This is a genomic window from Streptomyces sp. R35 (assembly GCF_041053035.1).
GTDB classification, from domain to species: Bacteria; Actinomycetota; Actinomycetes; order Streptomycetales; family Streptomycetaceae; genus Streptomyces; species Streptomyces lutosisoli.
This window is the reverse complement of record NZ_CP163440.1, coordinates 1,116,507-1,135,661: the sequence shown is the minus strand read 5'-3', so window position 1 is coordinate 1,135,661 and position 19,155 is coordinate 1,116,507. Positions and strand designations below refer to the sequence as shown.

The window sequence follows — 19,155 nt, the reverse complement described above, 5'->3', positions numbered from 1 at the left end:
ACCGCTGTATGGAGGGCGAGCGCGCTCGCGGGGCACACCGTGGCAAAGGCGTCTAGCGCGCGCCTCGACGCCGACTCGAATCGAACCGGGAGGCGGGCCTTCTACTTGCGTTCGAGGTCGCCTCAAGCGGTGCCCCGAATGCTTCGGGGCACCGCATGGAAAGCCGGATCCACTTCAGATATCGGGGGATGAACAGGATGGCCCGAGACGTAGTGATAACGGGTGTCGGCGTGGTCGCTCCAGGCGGAATCGGCAGCAAACCGTTCTGGGACCTGCTGGTCTCCGGCCGCACCGCGACCCGAACCATCACCCATTTCGACGCCTCGCCCTTTCGTTCGACCGTGGCCGCCGAGTGCGACTTCGACGCGGAGGCGGAAGGCCTCACGACCGAGGAGGCCGGCCGACTCGACAGGGCCACCCAGTTCGCGCTGGTGGCGACCCGCGAAGCGGTGGGCGACAGCGGCCTCGAAACCGGGGAACTCGACCGTTACCGCACGGGCGTCACCATCGGCAGCGCCGTCGGCTGCACCACCAGCCTGGAACGCGAGTACGTCGTCGCCAGCCACGGCGGCCGCGACTGGCTCGTCGACCCGGACCTCGCGGTCCCGCACCTCTACGACTACTTCGTGCCGAGCTCGATGGCCGCCGAGGTGGCCTGGGCCGTCGGCGCGCAGGGCCCGTGCTCCGTGGTCTCCACGGGCTGTACCTCCGGACTCGACGCCGTCGGCCACGCCGTACGGCTCATCGAGGAGGGCTCGGCCGACGTCATGATCGCGGGCGGCACCGACGCGCCCATCTCACCCATCACCGTCGCCTGTTTCGACGCGATCAGGGCGACCACGCCCCGCAACGACGAACCGGCCACCGCCTCCCGCCCGTTCGACCGCAGCCGCAACGGCTTCGTGCTCGGCGAGGGCTGCGCGGTCTTCGTCCTGGAGGAGCGGGAGCGGGCACAGGCCCGCGGCGCCCATGTGTACGCGGGCGTCGGCGGGTTCGCCTCACGGTGCAACGCCTTCCACATGACGGGGCTGCGCCCGGACGGCAAGGAGATGGCCGCCGCCATCGAGACGGCCCTCGCGGAGGCCCGGGTGACGGCCGACGAGGTGAGCTACATCAACGCGCACGGCTCCGGCACCAAGCAGAACGACCGGCACGAGACCGCCGCGTTCAAGAAGGCGCTGGGCGACCACGCCCGCCGTACGCCCGTCAGCTCCATCAAGTCGATGATCGGCCATTCGCTCGGCGCGATCGGCTCCGTCGAACTCGCGGCCTGCGCGCTCGCCATCGAGAACGGCGCGGTTCCACCGACGGCCAATCTGCACGAGCCGGACCCGGAATGCGACCTGGACTATGTGCCGTTGGTCGCACGGGAGGCACGGCTCGACGTCGTCCTCAGCGTCGGCAGCGGATTCGGCGGCTTCCAGAGCGCGATGGTGCTCACCCGGCCCGGTCGGGCGGAACGGTGAACGCAGCCGTCGTCACGGGCATCGGAGTCGTCGCGCCGAACGGTCTGAGCACCGAGGAGTACTGGAGCGCCGCCCTCGCGGGCCGCTCCGGCATCGGCCGCATCACCCGCTTCGACCCCGAGCGCTACCGTGCCACCCTGGCCGGCGAGATCCGCGGCTTCGACCCCGCCGCTCATCTGCCCAGCCGGCTGATCCCCCAGACCGACCACTCCACCCGGCTCTCCCTCGTCGCCGCCGACCAGGCCATTCGTGACGCCGGCCTGGACACCGGGCAACTGCCCGAGTACGGCGTGGGCGTGGTCACCGCCAACAGCGCGGGCGGTTTCGAGTTCGGCCACCAGGAACTCGACAACCTGTGGCGCCAGGGACCCGAATACGTCAGCGCGTACCAGTCCTTCGCCTGGTTCTACGCGGTCAACACCGGCCAGATCTCCATCCGGCACGGCCTGCGCGGCCCCAGCGGAGTGCTGGTCGCCGACGAGGCGGGCGGCCTCGACGCCCTCGCCCAGGCCAGGCGCCTGCTGCGCCGGGACCTGAACGCCGTGGTCACCGGCGCGGTCGACGGATCCCTGTGCCCCTGGGGCTGGATCGCCCAGACCGCGACCGGACAGCTGAGCACGGCGCAGGACCCGGCACTCGCGTACCGCCCGTTCGACGAGGAGGCCGCGGGCTTCGTCCCGGGCGAGGGCGGCGCGATCCTGGTCGTCGAGGACGAGGCGGCCGCCCGCAAACGCCACGCTCCCCAGGTCCACGGCAGGCTCCTCGGATACGCCGCCACCTTCGACCCCAAGCCGGGCACCGCACCCGCCGACGACACGTCGGCGCTGCGCGGGGCGATCGAACTCGCCCTCGCCGACGCCGGTGCCGCACCCGATGACATCGATGCCGTCTTCGCCGACGCAGCCGGCATTGCGCACCTCGACCGGGCGGAGGCCGCCGCGCTCACCGCGGTCTTCGGCGAGCGCGAGCTCCCGGTCGCCATCCCCAAGACCCTGACCGGCCGGCTGTGCGCGGGCGCGGGACCACTGGACGTCGCGACCGCGCTGCTCGCCCTGCGCGACGGCGTCCTTCCCCCGGCGGCGCACACCCGGCCGTCGCCCCGGTACGGGCTCCAGGTGATCGTCGACCGGCCGCTGGAGCTCCGTATGGGCGCCGTGCTGGTCGTCGCCCGCGGCCTCGGTGGCTTCAACTCCGCGATGGTCGTGGGCGCGTCCCACTGAGCCCTGCCCCGCTCAGCAATCCAGAGGAGAAATGCCATGCCAGAGCTGACCCTTGGCGAGCTCGCCCGCATCCTGCGCGAGTGCGCGGGCGAAGGCGAGAGCGCCGACCTCGACGGGGAGTTCGCGGACGTCCTCTTCGCCGACCTCGGATACGACTCGCTGGCCGTCCTGGAGACCGCGGCCAGGCTGAAACGGGACTACGGCGTCGAACTGACCGACGACGAGGTCAACGAGGTCGGCACGCCGGGCAGGCTCCTCGAACTGGCCAGGCGCCAGATCGCCGCGACTTCATGACCGCCCCCGCCGACACGACCGCGGTGGCCGCCGCCTGGTGGCTGTGCGACCACTGCCGGCGCCCCGTCTACGCCAAGCGGCTGGCCCGGTCGGCCGGCGTGTGCCCGGAGTGCGGCCACCACCGGCGGCTGTCGGCGCGGGAGAGACTCGATCAGCTTCTCGACCCGGGGTCGGCCGACCTCCTCAGCGCGCCGCGCACCGCCGACGACGCGCTCGGCTTCACCGACACCCGGCCCTACCACGAGCGGCTGGCCGAAGCCCGGGAACGCACCGGGCTCGACGACGCCGCGATCGCCGTCCGCGGCCGTATCGGCGGTGTCGAGGTGGCCCTCGTCGCCATGGAGTTCGGCTTCATGGGCGGCAGCCTCAGCGGCGGCGTCGGTGAACTCATCACGCTCACGGCCGAGACGGCCCTCACCGAGCGGCGGCCACTGATCATCGTCTGCGCGTCCGGCGGCGCCCGTATGCAGGAGGGCCTGATCTCGCTGATGCAGATGGCGAAGACCAGCCAGGCCCTGCTCGCCCTCGACGAGGCCGGCATCGCCACGGTCTCCGTCATCACCGATCCGGTGTACGGGGGAGTGGCCGCCTCGTTCGCCACGCTCTGCGATGTGATCGTGGCCGAGCCGGGGGCCCGCATGGGCTTCGCGGGACCGCGCGTCATCGAGCGCACGATCAACGAGCGGCTGCCGGAGAACTTCCAGCGCGCGGAGTTCCTGCGGGAGCACGGCCAGGTCGACGTGGTCGCTCCGCGCGGTGAGCTGCGCGCGACCCTGACCCGGCTGCTGGGCGCGCTGGCTTCCACGGAGCACGTCGAGCGGGAGGAGCCCCACACACCGGACTCTCTCCTGCTCACCGACCCGGAACAGGTCCCCGACCTCGACCCCTGGCAGGCCGTCCGCCTGGCCAGGAACCTCGAACGCCCCACCGCCCTGGACTACATCGGCCTGCTCGTCGAGGACTTCCAGGAACTGCACGGCGACCGGCTCGGCGGTGACTGCCCGGCCACGGTCGGGGGAGTCGGCCTCCTCGGCGGCCGGCCCGTGATGGTGATCGGCCAGCAGAAGGGACATACCGCGGCGGCGCTGCGGGAGCGGAACTTCGGCATGCCGGTGCCCGCCGGTTACCGCAAGGCCGCCCGGCTGATGCGGCTGGCAGCCAAGGTGGGCATCCCGGTGCTCACGCTGGTCGACACCAGCGGCGCGTACCCCGGCGTCGAGGCGGAACGCGGCGGCCAGGCCGTCGCCATCGCCGAGAACCTGCGGCTGATGTCCGGGCTGCCCGTGCCGATCGTCGCCGTGATCGTCTCGGAGGGCGGCAGCGGAGGCGCTCTCGGGCTCGCGGTCGCCGACCGGGTGCTGGCACTGAGCAACGCCGTCTACTCGGTGATCAGCCCGGAGGGATGCGCCGCGATCCTGTGGCGCGACCCGGACGCGGCCCCCCTCGCGGCCCGCGAACTCGGGCTGCACGCACGGGAGTTGCTCGCTCAGGGGGTCGTCGACGGAGTCGTCCCCGAACCCGAGGGTGGTGCGCAGAGCGACCATCGGACCACGGCGGAGCGCCTCGCCGGTGCCGTACGGCCGCTGCTCGAAGAACTGACAGAGCTGACCACCGATCAACTGCTGGCCAGGCGGCGGGCCCGGTTCCGCGTGTTCGGAGGCTCAGACACGCCCGACCGCCCGGTACCGGAGAGGTAGTGAAATGCCCACGCCCGACAGCGTTGCCACCCTCGACGCTCTGATGAGCGACGGACGTCCCGACACCCTTCCCACGGTCCTGGAGGCCGCCAAGACAAGCATGATCGAGCTCTTGTCGGAGGCTCCCGTTCCGCCGTCCGCGGTCCGTGTGACGGTCGGCCCCGTCACCATCGAGATGGACTGGCCGGGCGCGGCCCCCGCGGCGGCCACCGCACCGGCACCCGCTTCGCCCGCGACGGCCGCACCGGCCCCGAACGGTGCGGCACCGGCCGCACAGTCACCGCTCGACCACATCCACGCCCCGACGGTCGGGGTCTTCTACCGGGCGCCCGAACCCGGCGCCAAGCCCTTCGTGACCGAGGGGGACACGGTCGTGCCCGGTCAACAGGTGGGCCTCGTCGAGGCGATGAAGCTGATGATCCCCATCGAGTCCGACCGGCACGGCGTCATCGACGAGTTCCTGCAGCCCAACGGCGCCCTGGTCGAGTACGGCGACCCGCTGTGTTCCCTCGTCCCGGCCGACGGGCGGTGAGGCGCCGTGTTCCGCACCGTCCTCATCGCCAACCGGGGTGAGATCGCGCTGCGCGTCGCGCGCGCCTGCCGGGAACTGGGCATCCGGGTCGCCGTCGTGTACTCCACCGAGGACACCGACAGCGAGGTCGTACGGTATGCCGACGAGGCGGTCCGCATCGGCCCCGGTTCGGCTCAGGCCAGTTACCTGAGCATCCCGGCCGTCATCGAAGCCGCCCGGCGCACCGGAGCCGACGCCATCCACCCCGGCTACGGATTCCTCTCAGAGAACGCCGACTTCGCCGAGGTGTGCGCCGCCGAGGGCATCACCTTCATCGGCCCGCCCCCGGAGGTGATGGAGGCGCTGGGCGACAAGTCCACCTGCCGCGCCCTCATGGCCGATGCCGGGCTGCCCCTGCTGCCCGGCACCCTGGACCCCGTCTCGTCGTCCCGCGAGGCCGAGGCGCTCGCCGCCGAGATCGGCTTCCCCGTGGTGGTCAAGGCGGTCGCGGGCGGCGGCGGCCGTGGTATCGGAGTGGCGTACGGCGCGGACGAGTTCCCCGCCGTCTACCGGGAGACCCGGCGCCACGCCGCCGCCGTCTTCGGGGACGGCAGGGTCTATCTGGAGCGCTATCTGCAGTCCGCGCGCCACGTCGAGATCCAGGTGCTCGCCGACCACTACGGCAACGTCATCCACCTCGGCGAGCGCGACTGCTCGGTACAGCGCCGCCACCAGAAGCTGATCGAGGAGGCCCCGGCACCCGGCCTGGACCAGGACGTCCTCGCCGCGATGGCGGAACACGCCGTCCAGGGCGCCAAGGCCGCCGGCTATGTGGGCGCGGGCACCTTCGAGTTCCTCTACGACGACAGCGGCCGCTTCTACTTCATGGAGGTCAACTGCCGTATCCAGGTGGAGCATCCGGTCACCGAGCTGGTCACGGGCATCGACCTGGTCCATGAGCAACTGTGGGTCGCCGCGGGCCATCCGCTGCGGATCGGCCAGCAGGACATCGCGCCGCGCGGCTGCGCGGTCGAATGCCGCATCAATGCCGAGGACGCCGACCGGGAGTTCACACCGACCCCCGGAGTCATCGACGAACTCGCCCTGCCGTCGGGCCCGTTCGTGCGCGTGGACACCCATGTGCGCCGGGGCTCGCGCATCTCCGTCTTCTACGACCCGCTGCTCGCCAAGGTCACCGTATGGGCCCCCGACCGGGAGCTCGCGCTGGCCCGGATGGGCCGGGCCCTGGACGAGGTCCGTGTCGACGGCAAGGGCATGCGTACCACGGCGGGTTTCCTCCGCTCGGTCGTCGACAGCGACGAGTTCAGCACGGCCCGGCACGACACCGGGCTCGTCGGCCGGCTCCTGGAGCCGGGACCGGCCGCCCGAGGGACCGAGGACCTGGGTCCCGCACAGGTGAAACCACCGAACGCCTCGTAGGGAAGGTTCAGCTCATGAAAGCGCTCGTGCTTTCCGGCGGTTCAGGAACCCGGCTGCGGCCGATCACCCACACGCTGGCCAAACAGCTCGTGCCGGTGGGCAACAAGCCGGTGCTGTTCCACGGTCTGGAAGCGATCGCCGCCGCGGGGGTGACGGAGACCGGCATCGTGGTGGGCGACACCCGTGCCCAGATCCAGGCCGCCGTCGGCGACGGCTCGCGGTTCGGCCTGGAGGTCTCCTATCTGTGGCAGCGGGAGCCGCTCGGTCTGGCCCATGCCGTGAAGATAGCCCGCGACTTTCTCGGGGACGACGACTTCGTGATGTATCTGGGCGACAACGTCGTCTTCGACGGCATCACCGACTTCGTGGAGCGTTTCCGGGAGCGGCGGCCCGCCGCGCAGATCATGCTCGCGCAGGTCGACGACCCCCGGCAGTTCGGCGTCGCCGAGGTGTCCGCCGACGGCCGGGTGACGGGACTTCAGGAAAAACCCCGCCGGCCACGGAGCGATCTCGCCGTCGTGGGCGTCTACCTGTTCAGCTCGGCCATCCACAAGGCGGTCGCCGAAGTGGAGCCCTCGGCCCGCGGCGAACTGGAGATCACCGACGCGGTGCAGTGGCTCATCGACCACGATCTGCGGGCGGAGGCCGCCGTCATGACCGGCTGCTGGAAGGACACCGGCAACGTGCCCGACATGCTGGAGGTCAACCGTCTGGTGCTTCGATCCCTGGAGCCGTCCAGCGCCGGGATCGTGCGCGACAGCGAGATCAACGGCCAGGTGGTCGTCGAGCCCGGGGCGCGTGTGACCGGCTCCGTGGTCGTCGGCCCCGCTGTGATCGGCTCCGGCGCGACCGTCACCAACTCCCGTATCGGCCCCTACACCTCGATCGCCGAGGACTGCAGCATCGCCGACAGCTGGATCCGTGACTCCATCGTCATGCCGCGCGCCTCGATCACCGGGGTGCGGCCGCTGGAGTCCTCGCTGATAGGCCAGGACGTGGAGATCACTCGCACTCCCGAACCGCCGTCCGCCCACCGCCTCGTCCTCGGGGACCGCAGCCGTGTGCAGATCGCGTCATGAGCGGCCCGCGGATTCTGGTCACCGGTGGCGCCGGTTTCATTGGCTCGCACTACGTGCGCGCCGTGCTGGCCGGGGAGTATCCCTCATATGCCGACGCGGAGGTCACGGTTCTCGACAAATTGACCTACGCCGGAAATCCAGCCAATTTGGACGATGTGCGGTGCGAGTTGGTGTGGGGAGATTTATGCGACCCCGAGCTGCTGGGCAAGGTCATACCTGGCCAAGATGTGGTCGTCAATTTCGCCGCGGAATCGCACGTCGACCGATCCATCACCGGCGCCGCCGAATTCGTACGGACCAATGTGCTCGGTGTCCAGACCCTGCTCCAGGCCTGTCTGGAGGCGGGCACTCCGCGCATCGTGCAGGTCTCGACGGACGAGGTGTACGGATCCATCGACGCCGGTTCGTGGGACGAGGACGCCCCGCTCCGGCCCCGCTCGCCCTACGCGGCGTCCAAGGCCGGCGGCGACCTGGTGGCCCGTGCCTACGCGGTCACGCACGGCCTGCCCGTGTCGATCACCCGCTGCGGCAACAACTACGGGCCGCGCCAGTTCCCCGAGAAGGTCATCCCGCTCTTCATCAGCAGGCTGCTGGAGGGCCGGAAGGTGCCGTTGTACGGGGACGGCGGCAACATCCGCGACTGGGTGCACGTCGAGGACCACTGCCGTGGCGTGCAGCTCGTCGCCGAACGCGGTGCCCCCGGCGAGGTCTACCACATCGCGGGCACCGCCGAACTGACCAACCGTGAGCTGACGGAACGCCTGCTCGAAGCCTGCGGCCGCGGCTGGGACATGGTGGAGCACGTCGTGGACCGCAAGGGTCACGACCGTCGCTACAGCCTCGACGCCGGCAAGCTGCGCGCGCTCGGCTTCACTCCTCGTATCCCCTTCGACGAGGGACTGGCCGAGACTGTTCGCTGGTATGTGGATCACCCTGAGTGGCGCATAGGTCAAAGCTTTGTTCAAAGGGAGGGGTAATAACGGTAACGGACTGTGTCCACGTTTGAAGCATGACGCTGGTTAATTAGGTCCAGCACATTCTGTGTGCAGTCCTGATCTTAAAACTCGCGAGTAAGTCATGTTCTTGATGTCTTCTCGTGATAATCTGATTCGTCTCGGATCGCCTTAGCAGCACTGACTGCGGGGGTAAGTTGTTTTTGGCCATCCTGGGGGTAGCAAGATGAAGCTCGGAGTGCTCGGTACGTTAACCATCGATGATGTCGAAGTGGCGGAAATCCTGACGGCACCCAAGCCTCGCAGTGTGCTGGCGATGCTGATGCTCGAGCCCGGCCGTGCGGTGTCCACGGCGTCCCTGATCCAGGAGCTCTGGGACGAGCGCCCACCGCGCAGCGCGTCCACGACGCTCCAGACGTACGTCCTGCAGTTGCGCCGCATGTTCCGAGACATCTCACAGGTGATGGGCCAGCCTCCGTCGGACGCGCTCGTCACCAGGGTCCCGGGGTACCTCCTGCAGGCCGACCAGACCGAACACGACCTCAGCGCGTACGAAACCCTGGTCGAGCAGGGACAGAAGTTCCTGGAGCAGGGCGACAACGAGAAGGCCGAAGGGCTGTTGTCCCGCGCGCTCGAACTCTGGCGCGGCGCCCCACTGAGCGACGTACGCCCGGGGCCGCTGCTCTACCCGCAGATCTGCGGCCTGGAGGAGAGCCGGCTCGCCGCGACCGAGATGCGCATCGAGGCCAACCTGCGGCTCGGCCGGCACCGTGAAGTGCAGAGCGAACTGACCGTCCTGGTGGGCAGCTACCCCCTGCACGAGGGGATCCGCGTCAAGCACATGCTGGCCCTGTTCCGGGCCGGCCGGCTGTCCGCCGCGCTCGACTCGTTCCACCAGTACCGGCACCGTCTGGTGACCGACCTGGGTCTCGAACCGTCCCCACGCATACGGGGCCTGCAGCACGCGATGCTGTGCTTCGACCCCATGGCAGACTCCCTGGCGATTCTCGACCGTGTGGCGTCGAGCGTTTCCCACTGAATATCCCTTGAAAGGCAACCGGGAAAATAGCTCGCGCACGATTTATTGGCGCCATCAGCTTTCGGATACCGCAAAGTAATAAATGCTCGCCGGGCGCACTCCGCCCGGGGCGTGGAGCCCCGGACGGAGGTGGACGGCTGTTGTCTTCCCGCGGCCGTCAGCTACCGGTGTCCCGGCGTTCGGGAACACGGCTGTCGATCATGTGCAGATACGGCCCGACGGGCCGGACGTCGGTCACGGTGAGACCGGCCTCCTCCACCAGGCGCAGCAGACTCTGGCGCAGGTGTTTCCTGCCGTCGACGTTGAGCAGCAGAAGCAGGTCCATGGCCGTGGTGAACCCCGTCTCCGGGCTTCCGTCGACCAGGTTCTCGATCACGACGACCCGCCCGCCCGGACGCGCGGAGGCGGCCACGTTGCGCAGCGCGGCCACGGTGCCCGCGTCGTCCCACTCCAGGACGTTCTTCAGGATGAAGACGTCCGCCTCGACCTGCACCGAGTCCCGGCAGTCGCCCGCCACCAGCCGGCAGCGGTCGTGCAGCGCACCGCCCTCGCGCAGCCGCGGGTCGACGTCGGGGAGCACACCGGGCAGGTCGAACAGGGCGCCCTGGAGGGACGGATCGCGCTCCAGGACGGTCGCGATGAGGTCGCCGTGGCCGCCGGCGACATCCACCACCGTGAGGTCGCCGCGCAGGTCGAGCGACTCCGCGATGGCCGCCGAGGAGAGCCGGCTGGCCTGTGTCATGGCCCGGTTGAAGACCTCGGCCGACTCCGGCGCGTCCTCGTACAGATAGGTGAAGAAGTCCTTGCCGTGCGCCTCGCTGAAACCGCCCTTCCCGGTGCGTACGGCGTCGGCGAGGTGCGGCCATACGTCCCATGTCCAGGGTTCGGTGGCCCACAGGACCATGTCGCGCAGGCTGCGCGGGGTGTCGGTGCGCAGCAGTCGGGAGACCGGCGTGTGCGCGTAGCGGTCGCCCTGGGCGGTGAACACGCCCTGCGAGCTGAGTGCGCGCAACAGCCGGTCGAGCGTGCCGGGTTCGGCGTTGACCGCGCGCGCCAGCTCGGCGGCGGTCGCGGGTTCCTCGCCGAGCGCGTCGGCGACACCCAGCTGCGCCGCGGCGCGGAGCGCGGCCGCGTGACCGGCGGCGAGAGCGAGTCTGCGGAGGTTCGTCACGGCTTCGAGAGCGGGAGCTGTCATGACACCAGCATCGTCAACTCCCCTAGACGGGAACTGGACCGCCGGTCGAAGCGGCCGCCGGCCGGCTCGGGCGCGACCGCTCCCCGCGCGCTCCGCCCCGGCTCCAGCGACGATCGACCGTCCTGGGACACGGTGACAGCACTCAACTCACCCGCTGGGCCCGTCTGCCGAAGGCAGCCCGCGGCGGCCCGGACCGCGAGAGGAAGTGCACCGTGTCGGAACCGCACACGCGCAGCGAAGTACCACCGCTGCCCGGCCTGAAGGGCAAGAGCGCCCTCGTCATCGGCGGAACGCGCGGAGTGGGCCGGGCCGTCACCGAGAAGCTGGCCGCGTCCGGCTGCGACGTCATCGCCACGTTCGCCCACTCGGAGGCGGACGCCGAGGCCCTGCTCGCCGATCTGAAAGACACGCCGGGCAGCCTGGCGGCCCTGCGCGCCGACGCGCGCCGGGCCTCGACGCTGCCCGAGCTGATGCGCGAAGTGCGCGAGCGGCACGGACGCCTCGACATCCTGGTCCACTCGGCCGCCTCGGCGCACCCCATGCCGACGCTCGGCATGCGCCTGAGGGACGTGTACGCCGACACGGCGACCGCGGTGGTGCCGCTCGCGGCGTCCGCGGCGGCGTCCGCTGACCTGATGTCCGAGGGCGGCCGGATCATCGTCGTGTCGGCCAGCGTCGCCCGCGGTGTGGCTCCCCACATGGTCAGCCTGGGGGTCGCCAAGGCGGCCCTGGAGAGCCTGACCCGGTTCGTGGCGGTGGAACTGGCGGGCCGCGGCATCACGGTGAACGCGGTCTCCGCCTCCAAGCTCGACAAGGGCGCCGACACCACGCGCCCGGAGGTCGCCCGCGCGATCGGCGCCCGCACCCCCGCCGGACGCCTCGCGACACCCCGGGACGTGGCGGACACCGTGGCGCTGCTCTGTCTGCCCGAGGCCCAGTGGATCACCGGCCATGTGGTCTCCGCCGACGGCGGCCTGAGCCTGCTGGCCTGACAGGAGACCGACATGGATGAGCAGACGGAAGAACAACAGACGGCAGAGCAGACGGAAGAACAGACCGACATCTGCATCGTCGGCGGTGGCCCGGCGGGCATGACCCTGGCGCTGTTGCTGCTGCGCTCCGGAGCGCGCGTCACCGTCGTCGAGCGCAGCTCCTCGCTCAGCCGCGAGTACCGCGGCGAGATCCTCCAGCCCGGCGGCCTCGCCGTACTCGACGAGATCGGCGTTCTCAAGGGCGCTACCGACCGCGGTGCGCACGTCCTGGAGCGGTTCCGGCTCGTCGAGCACGGCCGGGTGCTGATGGCCTTCGAGTACCGCAAGCTCCAGCCGCCGTACAACTACCTGCTCAGTCTGCCCCAGGCGCACCTGCTTGCCGAACTCCTCGACAGGTGCCAGGAGTTCCCGGGCTTCCGCTACCTGGTGGCGCGGGTCAACGGCCTGATCCGTGAGGGCGAGGCCGTGCGCGGTGTGTACGCCAAGGCCCAGGACGTCACCTACACGGTGCGCGGCGCCTGTGTGGTCGCCGCGGACGGGCGGCACTCGCAGGTGCGCCGGCTCGCCGGGATCGACCATGTCCGCCAGGACGTCTTCGACCAGGACGTGGTCTGGTTCCGGCTGCCCGCCGAGGAGCCCCTCGGTGAGGTCATGGTGAACCGCGCGGGCGGCAATCCCGTGCTCGCCTACGACTCGCACCCGGGCGCCCTCCAGATGGGCTGGACCCTGCCCAAGGGGGAGTGGAAGAAGCTCGCCCCGCTGGGCATCGGCGAGGTGCGCCGCAGGATCGCCGCGGCGACCCCGCAGTTCGCGGACCGGGTGGAAGGCACCCTGCACAGCTTCGCCGACGTCTCGCTCCTCGACGTGTTCGGCGCCGCCGCCGAACGCTGGACCGGCGACGGCCTCGTCCTCATCGGCGACGCCGCGCACACGCACGGTCCGCTCGGCGCCCAGGGCATCAACCTCGCGGTGCAGGACGCGGCGCTGCTCCACCCGATCCTGCTCGCCGCTGTCGCGGACGGCGACATGAGTGCCGGGCGCCTCGCGGAGTTCGAGCGGATCCGCAGGCCGCACATCAGGGCGGTCATGAAGTTCCAGGCCGTGCAGAGCCGGATGATGCTCTCTGCCGACAGCCTGGCCACCTTCCTGCGGCCGAAGCTCGCCCGTGTCGTGATGCGCACCCCGATCGGCACCAAGTTCACCAACCGGATCGCCTTCGGGGCCCCGGGCATCCGGGTCGCCGACAACCTCTTCACCGTCAACCAGAAAGAGTGATCGCGGATGAGACTGGTCGATCTGTCATCACCCGTCGACGCCCGGGGCTGGGAGCCCGAACCGGTGACCCACGAGGTGATCACACCGGCCGAGGGCGCCCGGCACATGGCCGAGGAGATGCGTGAGCACTTCGGCATCGAATTCGACCCGAGCGTGCTCGACGACGGCGAACTGCTGTCGATCGACACGCTGCGGCTCACCACCCACACCGGTACCCACATCGACGCACCCGCCCACTACGGCACCCGCGCCTCCTACCGCGAGGGCCCGCCGCGCACGATCGACGAGCTTCCCCTGGAGTGGTTCCACCGGCCCGCCGTCGTGCTCGACCTCACCGACGCGCCACCCGGAGCCGTCGGCGCCGACCGGATACAAGCCGAACTGGACCGGGTGGGCGTCGCGTTGGCGCCCCTCGACATCGTGCTTCTGCACACCGGAGCCGACCGGTGGGCCGGTACGGAGAAATACTTCACGAACTTCGCCGGGCTCGACGGACCCGCCGTACACCTCCTGCTCGACCTCGGAGTGAAGGTCATCGGCACCGACGCGTTCAGCCTGGACGCACCCTTCGGCGACATCCTCCAGCGCTACCAGCGGACCGGGGACCGGTCGGTCCTGTGGCCCGCCCACTTCACGGGCCGCGACCGCGAGTTCTGCCAGATCGAGCGCCTCGCCAACCTGGACCGGCTGCCCCGGCACGGCTTCACCCTCTCGTGCTTCCCCGTGAAGATCGCGGGCGCCGGAGCCGGCTGGACCCGCGCGGTCGCTTTCATCGACGACAACGAGGGCTGACGCACATGACCCAAGAAACCCAGGCGGCGTACTCCTTCGTCGACCGGCCGGACGTCTCGCTGCGCCAGCGGCTGATGCTCCTCGCCAACGGCCAGCGGTTCTCCGCGGTCGTGTACGCGCTGGCCGAACTCAATGTCGCCGACCAGCTGATCAAGGGCCCGCGCACGGTCACCGAACTCGCCGACGCCGTCGGTGCCGACGAGGCCGCGCTCTACCGGATGCTGCGCTGTGCCGCGCTGCTCGGCGTGTTCCAGGAGCTCGACGGGCGGCAGTTCGCCCTCACCCCGATCGCCGAGGGGCTGCGTACCGACCTGCCCGACGGGGTGCGGGACGCCGTGCTGCTCGACGGATCCGGCTTCTTCTGGGGCTCGTTCGGGTCGATCCTGCACTCCGCGAGGACCGGCCATCCCGGCTTCGACGCGGCGAACGGCATGTCCTTCTGGGAGTACCTCCAGGCCAACCCGGAGGCCGGCGAGGTCTTCGACGACGCCATGACCACCATCAGCCGTCGGCTCGGCGGGCTCTACCTGGACCGCGTCGACTTCTCACGGTTCCCCGTCCTCGCCGACGTCGGCGGCGGCCGCGGCTACTTCCTCGCCGAGATCCTCCGCCGCCACCCCGGCATCCGGGGTGTCCTGTTCGACCGCCCCCAAGTCACCGACACCGCCGGGGAGTTGCTCGGCGAACGGGAGGTGGCCGAGCGGGTCGACGTGGTCGGCGGCGACTTCTTCACCGATCCGATCCCGGCCGGCTGCGACGCGTACGTCCTGAAGACCGTGCTGCACGACTGGCCGGACGACAAGGCCGTGGAGATCCTGCGCCGGATACGCGAGGCGATCGGCGACTCCGCGGGGCGGCTGCTCGTCCTCGAACAGGTCGTGGCACCCGGCAACACCTGGGACACCGCGAAGTTCCTGGACGTGGACATGCTGGTGGTAATGGGCGGCCGTGAGCGCAATCTCGACGAATGGCGCGAACTGCTCGCCGCCGGCGGATTCGAGCTGGACTGCGAGCCGGCCGTCGGCGACTGGGCGGTCCTGGAGTGCAAGCCCCGTTGAACCTCTCCTGGAAACTCCGCTGAGCCTCTTCGCGGGCTCAGCGCACTGTCGGCACCCCGATCACGAAGGCAGGACCGTATGACCGACACCACGCTCGACACCGCGCCCGTGCAGGAGGCGCTCTACACCGAGGTGCAGCAGTTCTACGCCCGCCACATGCAGCTCCTCGACAGCGGCAGGGCCGAGGAGTGGGCCCAGACCTTCACCGAGGACGGGGAGTTCGCGCCGGAGCACCGGCCCGAACCCGTCGTCGGACGGTCCGCCCTCGCGCAGGCCGTGCGCTCCACGCACGAGGCGCTGGTGGCCGCGGGCGAGGTGCGCCGGCACTGGCACGGCATGCTCGCCGTGGAAGCGGCGGCCGACGGCTCGCTGCACGTGAGGTGCTACGCGCTGATCATCGGCACGCTGGTGGGCGGCGGGCCCGAGGTGAAGATGAGCTGTGTGTGCGAGGACGTCCTCGTCCGCGAGGCGGGGGAGCTCAAGGTGAGCCGGCGGCGTGTCACCAAGGACGGGGTGAGCACGCCCGAGTGAGCGTGACGTGATGCCGAAGGGGCCCCCGGGAATCTCCCGGGGGCCCCCTCGCGTGACGTCAGTGGTCGTCGCCGACCGGGGTGTACAGGTCGGCGTCCGGCGTGGCGAGCCCGGCCAGGCCGCGTACGCGGCTGCGGAACTCGTCGCTCTGCACGGCCTTCTTGTGCGAGTCGGGGTCGTCCCAGTGGGCGGTCTCCACGAAGATGTTCGGCTTGCTGATCGAGCGGTACACCTCGTGGCTGATGAAGCCCGGCTGCGCCTGCATGTAGTCGCTGACCTCGGCGATGGCGCGCCGGAACGCGTCGATCTCGCCCGTCACCGTGAACTTGTTGATCAGGGTCACCATGGTCGTACTCCTTAACTGGGGCAAGGGTGGGCGGGCTTCACTCGCTCGTGACGAGCAGATCCTCGAAGAGCCGGCGCAGATCCTGGCGGCGTACCTTTCCCCCGCCGGACCGGGCGATTTCCGGGACCGTCCGGATGTGCCGGATGTGCTGGTAGTACGGCAGGCCGGAGTTGACGTCCGCGGCGATCGCGTCGAGGGCCTCCTGGTCCTCGGGGCGACGGGTCACCACGAGGGCGACCGCGACGGCACCGCTGAACTCGTCCGGGTGGTCGACGACCACACCGTCCGCGACGGCGGGATGTGCGAGCAGCACCTGCTCGATCTCCTGTGGGGAGACCAGCCAGTTGTCGCACTTGAAGACGTCCTTGAGCCGGTCGACGACGAACAGATAGCCGTCCTCGTCGACCTGGCCGACGTCCCCGGTGGCGAACCAGCCCTCGGCGTCCAGGGCCGCCCCGTCGGGCTCACCGAGGTACCCCTTCATCAGCTGCGGGCCGCGCACCTGGATCTCGCCCCGCTCGCCGGGGCCGAGGGCCTTGCCCGTGGTGAGATCCACGATCCGGCACTCGGTGAGCGGGACCGGCGGCCCGCAGGAACCGTCCTTCGGGTGGGTGCGGCTCCCGCAGTGGGTCATCGGCGCGGTCTCGGCGAGCCCGTACCCCTGAAGGACCGGGATCCCGAAGTGGTCGCCGAGCGTCCGCGCCGCCGGCACCGGCAGCGCGGAGCCGCCGGAGAAGACGGCCCGCACGGTCTCCAGGCGCAGCTCCGCGAGGTCCGGACGCACGGCGAGCCGGCTGAGCCGCATCGGCAGGCTGTAGTACCGGGTGGCCCGCGCCTCGTTCGCCGTCCGCAGCGACGCGGCCAGGTCCGGATCGGTGGCCAGCACTTGCTCGGCAGCCGCGAACAGCGCCGAGTTGAGATGCATCGGATGGTAGGTGGGCAGGTGGTTGACCGTCACCGAGGTGCTGTCGAGGCCGTGGGCGTGCACGGTCTGTGCCGCGTTGACGGCCAGGTTGCGGTGTGTCTGCCGCACGCCCTTGGGATCGCCGGTCGTACCGCTGGTGAAGTGCACGGACGCGATGTCGTCGGGACCGACGGCGGGTACGTCCGCCAGCGGCTCGGTGTCCCACAGTGCCCGGTCGCCGATGTCCAGCGAGGGCACCCCGCCGCCGAGCTGTCCGGCGATCTCCTGTGTGGTGAGCACCAGCCGGGCCCCGCTCGCGGCGACGAGAGCCTCCAGCCCCTTGGCGCGCAGGAACGGGTTGACCGGCACGACGACATTGCCCGCGCGCAGCGTCCCGAAGTACGCCACGGCGAAGTCGGGATGGAGGACGGAGGTGATCGCGACGACCACCCCGGGGCCGCCCGCCAGGCTCCGGATCCGCGCCGCGCAGCCGCTCACCCGCCGTTCCAGCTCGCCGAAGGTCAGCGTGTCGCCGCGGTCCGTGCGGACGGCCACACCGTCCGGGTCGGTCTCGGCGGCGCGCCGCGGCAGGTCGTCCAGGCGCTCGACGGGCTCACGCACGCGCCTGCTCCTCCGCGAACTCCTTGGACAGCCGCAGATTGGTCATGGAGTTGGTGCTCAGCACCCGGCGCAGATAGCGGCGGGCGTCCTCGACCGTGGTGCCCTCGCCGAGGATCGACAGCGCCGACGGCTTGATGACGGCGACATGCCGGGACTCGATGACGATCCCCTCGCGGGTCGGGGTGAACAGCCAGTGCCCGGTGTGCGCGGCCAGCAGCGCGGGCAGCCCGATCTGCTTGTACATGATCTTCGAGTGCGGGAAGCAGATCCGCACCGAACGGGTCGTGTGCGGGGCGCCGTCGGACGTCGTGGTGTCCATGTCGAAGAACTGAATGCCCGGCACCTCCTCGGTCATGTCGATCCGGGAGACGTGCGCGAGCCGCTCGGGCCAGCGATCGGCCTCGTAGAGGATCTTGTACGCGTCCTCGGCGGACCCCGCGGCGAAGAGCGGGTCACGGAAGTCGACGACCAGGTCGGACAGTTCCTGCCGGTTCGCGGCGGCGTACGCCACCGTGGACAGCAGATCGGACCGTGCCTCCTCGGCCCGGATGACGGCCTCGGGAGAGGTGAGCGCGCTCGTGTCCTGCTTCAGCTCGATCTCGGTCTTGTCGTCCGACACCGCGCGCAGCACCCACTCGCCCCGCACTCCGGCGAGGGTGGACTCGGGCGTGTCCTCGAAGGTGACCCGCAGGCCGTCGGGGTCGAGGGTGCGCTGCTGGGTGCGGGACCACACCTGCTCGGTCTCGGTGATCGTCCACACCGTCACCCGGTCCTTGTCCGGGCCGACGGTGACCCGGTCGGCGTAGACGATGGTGGGGGAGAGGTAGTGCAGCGGATCGGGGTCGGCGATCAGGTCGAGGACGACCTTCGCCGGGGCCTCGACGACAACCGATTCGCCCACGGGGGCTTGGGTGTTGACCACTGGTGTTCCTTCCACGGTGAGTGCGGGCGGGCGGCCCGCGGCGAGGGACCGGGCGTGGGTGGGGTCACCCGCGCCCGACCAGGGAGACCAGCTCGCCGGTGATGTTCTCGTTGGCCGCCGAGCAGTAGAAGACGACAGTCCTGGCGACCTCCTCCGGGCTGCCGAGGCGCCCGGTCGGCAGTGCGGCGGCCGCTTTCTCCAGGACGGCCGCGGGAAAGTGCCGCAGGGCGCCCTCGGTCGTGGTGAGCCCCGGGCTGACCACGTTGACCAGGACGCCGTCGGGTCCGGCGTCGCGGGCCAGACTGAGCGCGAAGCCGTGCAACGCCGACTTGGCCGCCGTGTAGACCTCCTGCCCCGCCTGCCCCTTGGCCGTCAGGTGCGAGGAGATCAGCGCGATCCGGCCGTGGCCGCGTGCGCGCATCCCGGTGAGCGCGGTCTGCACGGTGCGGATCGTCGCCGTCAGGTTGTCGTCGAGGTACGCGGTCCAGGCCGCCGGGTCGAGATGTTCGAAGCCGGGTCCGGGGCGCTCCGCGGGCCGCCGCACGGCGTTGGCGACGAGCACGTCCACCGCGCCGAAGTGCCGCTCGACGGCCGGCACCAGGTCCTCGACCGAGCTGGGGTCGGCCAGGTCGTAGCGGACGGCCAGGGCCCGCTCCGGGCCGCCGAGTTCGACGGCCAGATCGGCCGCCCTGTCCTTCGAGCCGGCGTACGTCAGCGCGACGCGGGCGCCTTCGGCGGCGAAGGCGCGCACGGTGGCCTCGCCGATGCCCCGGGTCCCCCCGGTGATCAGGGCGACCCGGTCGGTCAGTCCGAGATCCAT

At 70.6% G+C, this 19,155-nt stretch carries 19 protein-coding genes; 14 read left to right on the top strand and 5 right to left on the bottom strand.

Annotation, left to right across the window (positions count from 1 at the left end):
• Nucleotides 1-197 precede the first annotated feature (197 nt).
• The 9 genes from AB5J50_RS05575 (at nt 198) to AB5J50_RS05535 (ending at nt 9,699) form a co-directional block, all read left to right on the top strand.
• The gene (locus tag AB5J50_RS05575) at nt 198-1,466 is read left to right on the top strand and encodes a beta-ketoacyl synthase (RefSeq protein ID WP_369255436.1); all 1,269 of its coding nucleotides are present in this window, start codon (nt 198-200) and stop codon (nt 1,464-1,466) included.
• The gene (locus AB5J50_RS05570; protein ID WP_369255434.1) at nt 1,463-2,686 is read left to right on the top strand and encodes a ketosynthase chain-length factor; all 1,224 of its coding nucleotides are present in this window, start codon (nt 1,463-1,465) and stop codon (nt 2,684-2,686) included. Before AB5J50_RS05575 ends, AB5J50_RS05570 begins: the two co-directional genes overlap by 4 nt.
• A gap of 36 nt (nt 2,687-2,722) precedes the next feature.
• Nucleotides 2,723-2,980 (top strand): acyl carrier protein, encoded by a 258-nt coding sequence (locus tag AB5J50_RS05565; protein WP_369255432.1) that lies wholly within the window; start codon nt 2,723-2,725, stop codon nt 2,978-2,980.
• On the top strand, nt 2,977-4,677 hold the full coding sequence (gene accA, locus AB5J50_RS05560; protein WP_369255430.1) for an acetyl-CoA carboxylase carboxyl transferase subunit alpha: 1,701 nt from the start codon (nt 2,977-2,979) through the stop codon (nt 4,675-4,677). Before AB5J50_RS05565 ends, accA begins: the two co-directional genes overlap by 4 nt.
• A 4-nt stretch (nt 4,678-4,681) precedes the next feature.
• Nucleotides 4,682-5,209, top strand: a complete 528-nt coding sequence (locus AB5J50_RS05555; protein WP_369255428.1) for an acetyl-CoA carboxylase biotin carboxyl carrier protein subunit — start codon at nt 4,682-4,684, stop codon at nt 5,207-5,209.
• Between the two features lie 6 nt (nt 5,210-5,215).
• Complete coding sequence (locus tag AB5J50_RS05550) at nt 5,216-6,628, top strand: acetyl/propionyl/methylcrotonyl-CoA carboxylase subunit alpha (RefSeq protein WP_369255426.1); 1,413 nt, start codon at nt 5,216-5,218, stop codon at nt 6,626-6,628.
• Nucleotides 6,629-6,642: 14 nt separating this feature from the next.
• The gene (locus AB5J50_RS05545) at nt 6,643-7,707 is read left to right on the top strand and encodes a glucose-1-phosphate thymidylyltransferase (protein WP_369255424.1); all 1,065 of its coding nucleotides are present in this window, start codon (nt 6,643-6,645) and stop codon (nt 7,705-7,707) included.
• Nucleotides 7,704-8,684, top strand: coding sequence for a dTDP-glucose 4,6-dehydratase (gene rfbB / locus AB5J50_RS05540; RefSeq protein ID WP_369255422.1), 981 nt, complete (start codon nt 7,704-7,706; stop codon nt 8,682-8,684). The genes AB5J50_RS05545 and rfbB overlap by 4 nt, the downstream gene beginning before the upstream one ends.
• A gap of 247 nt (nt 8,685-8,931) precedes the next feature.
• Nucleotides 8,932-9,699 carry an AfsR/SARP family transcriptional regulator gene (locus AB5J50_RS05535; protein ID WP_327426480.1) on the top strand — a complete coding sequence of 256 codons (768 nt, stop codon included), beginning with the start codon at nt 8,932-8,934 and terminating at the stop codon, nt 9,697-9,699.
• A gap of 157 nt (nt 9,700-9,856) precedes the next feature.
• Here the strand turns inward: AB5J50_RS05535 and AB5J50_RS05530 are convergent, their stop codons facing one another.
• Nucleotides 9,857-10,894: a methyltransferase gene (locus tag AB5J50_RS05530; protein WP_327426479.1), complete on the bottom strand. Its 1,038-nt coding sequence runs from the start codon at nt 10,892-10,894 to the stop codon at nt 9,857-9,859.
• Between the two features lie 212 nt (nt 10,895-11,106).
• Between AB5J50_RS05530 and AB5J50_RS05525 the strand changes: the two genes are divergently transcribed.
• From AB5J50_RS05525 to AB5J50_RS05505, 5 genes are all read left to right on the top strand, one after another.
• On the top strand, nt 11,107-11,886 hold the full coding sequence (locus AB5J50_RS05525; protein ID WP_369255420.1) for an SDR family oxidoreductase: 780 nt from the start codon (nt 11,107-11,109) through the stop codon (nt 11,884-11,886).
• Between the two features lie 12 nt (nt 11,887-11,898).
• The gene (locus tag AB5J50_RS05520) at nt 11,899-13,161 is read left to right on the top strand and encodes an FAD-dependent monooxygenase (protein WP_369255419.1); all 1,263 of its coding nucleotides are present in this window, start codon (nt 11,899-11,901) and stop codon (nt 13,159-13,161) included.
• Nucleotides 13,162-13,167: 6 nt separating this feature from the next.
• Nucleotides 13,168-13,953: a cyclase family protein gene (locus AB5J50_RS05515; protein ID WP_327426476.1), complete on the top strand. Its 786-nt coding sequence runs from the start codon at nt 13,168-13,170 to the stop codon at nt 13,951-13,953.
• Nucleotides 13,954-13,958: 5 nt separating this feature from the next.
• On the top strand, nt 13,959-15,011 hold the full coding sequence (locus AB5J50_RS05510; RefSeq protein WP_369255418.1) for a methyltransferase: 1,053 nt from the start codon (nt 13,959-13,961) through the stop codon (nt 15,009-15,011).
• Nucleotides 15,012-15,089: 78 nt separating this feature from the next.
• Nucleotides 15,090-15,542, top strand: a complete 453-nt coding sequence (locus tag AB5J50_RS05505; protein WP_327426474.1) for a nuclear transport factor 2 family protein — start codon at nt 15,090-15,092, stop codon at nt 15,540-15,542.
• A gap of 58 nt (nt 15,543-15,600) precedes the next feature.
• Here the strand turns inward: AB5J50_RS05505 and AB5J50_RS05500 are convergent, their stop codons facing one another.
• The 4 genes from AB5J50_RS05500 to AB5J50_RS05485 all read right to left on the bottom strand — a co-directional run bounded on the left by AB5J50_RS05500 (nt 15,601) and on the right by AB5J50_RS05485 (nt 19,155).
• Complete coding sequence (locus AB5J50_RS05500; protein ID WP_327426473.1) at nt 15,601-15,888, bottom strand: antibiotic biosynthesis monooxygenase family protein; 288 nt, start codon at nt 15,886-15,888, stop codon at nt 15,601-15,603.
• 37 nt (nt 15,889-15,925) lie between these two features.
• Nucleotides 15,926-17,413 (bottom strand): class I adenylate-forming enzyme family protein, encoded by a 1,488-nt coding sequence (locus AB5J50_RS05495; protein ID WP_369255416.1) that lies wholly within the window; start codon nt 17,411-17,413, stop codon nt 15,926-15,928.
• The gene (locus AB5J50_RS05490; protein ID WP_369255414.1) at nt 17,406-18,335 is read right to left on the bottom strand and encodes an SRPBCC family protein; all 930 of its coding nucleotides are present in this window, start codon (nt 18,333-18,335) and stop codon (nt 17,406-17,408) included. Before AB5J50_RS05490 ends, AB5J50_RS05495 begins: the two co-directional genes overlap by 8 nt.
• Before the next feature lie 64 nt (nt 18,336-18,399).
• The gene (locus AB5J50_RS05485; protein WP_369255412.1) at nt 18,400-19,155 is read right to left on the bottom strand and encodes an SDR family NAD(P)-dependent oxidoreductase; all 756 of its coding nucleotides are present in this window, start codon (nt 19,153-19,155) and stop codon (nt 18,400-18,402) included.

Excerpts from the sequence above, each read along its gene's own strand:
- AB5J50_RS05485 (WP_369255412.1), bottom strand. The coding sequence starts at position 19,155 with ATGGATCTCGGACTGACCGACCGGGTCGCCCTGATCACCGGGGGGACC.
- AB5J50_RS05510 (WP_369255418.1), top strand. The coding sequence starts at position 13,959 with ATGACCCAAGAAACCCAGGCGGCGTACTCCTTCGTCGACCGGCCGGAC.
- accA (WP_369255430.1), top strand. The coding sequence starts at position 2,977 with ATGACCGCCCCCGCCGACACGACCGCGGTGGCCGCCGCCTGGTGGCTG.
- AB5J50_RS05575 (WP_369255436.1), top strand. The coding sequence starts at position 198 with ATGGCCCGAGACGTAGTGATAACGGGTGTCGGCGTGGTCGCTCCAGGC.
- AB5J50_RS05555 (WP_369255428.1), top strand. The coding sequence starts at position 4,682 with ATGCCCACGCCCGACAGCGTTGCCACCCTCGACGCTCTGATGAGCGAC.
- AB5J50_RS05500 (WP_327426473.1), bottom strand. The coding sequence starts at position 15,888 with ATGGTGACCCTGATCAACAAGTTCACGGTGACGGGCGAGATCGACGCG.
- AB5J50_RS05515 (WP_327426476.1), top strand. The coding sequence starts at position 13,168 with ATGAGACTGGTCGATCTGTCATCACCCGTCGACGCCCGGGGCTGGGAG.
- AB5J50_RS05520 (WP_369255419.1), top strand. The coding sequence starts at position 11,899 with ATGGATGAGCAGACGGAAGAACAACAGACGGCAGAGCAGACGGAAGAA.
- AB5J50_RS05545 (WP_369255424.1), top strand. The coding sequence starts at position 6,643 with ATGAAAGCGCTCGTGCTTTCCGGCGGTTCAGGAACCCGGCTGCGGCCG.
- AB5J50_RS05505 (WP_327426474.1), top strand. The coding sequence starts at position 15,090 with ATGACCGACACCACGCTCGACACCGCGCCCGTGCAGGAGGCGCTCTAC.
- AB5J50_RS05565 (WP_369255432.1), top strand. The coding sequence starts at position 2,723 with ATGCCAGAGCTGACCCTTGGCGAGCTCGCCCGCATCCTGCGCGAGTGC.
- rfbB (WP_369255422.1), top strand. The coding sequence starts at position 7,704 with ATGAGCGGCCCGCGGATTCTGGTCACCGGTGGCGCCGGTTTCATTGGC.
- AB5J50_RS05530 (WP_327426479.1), bottom strand. The coding sequence starts at position 10,894 with ATGACAGCTCCCGCTCTCGAAGCCGTGACGAACCTCCGCAGACTCGCT.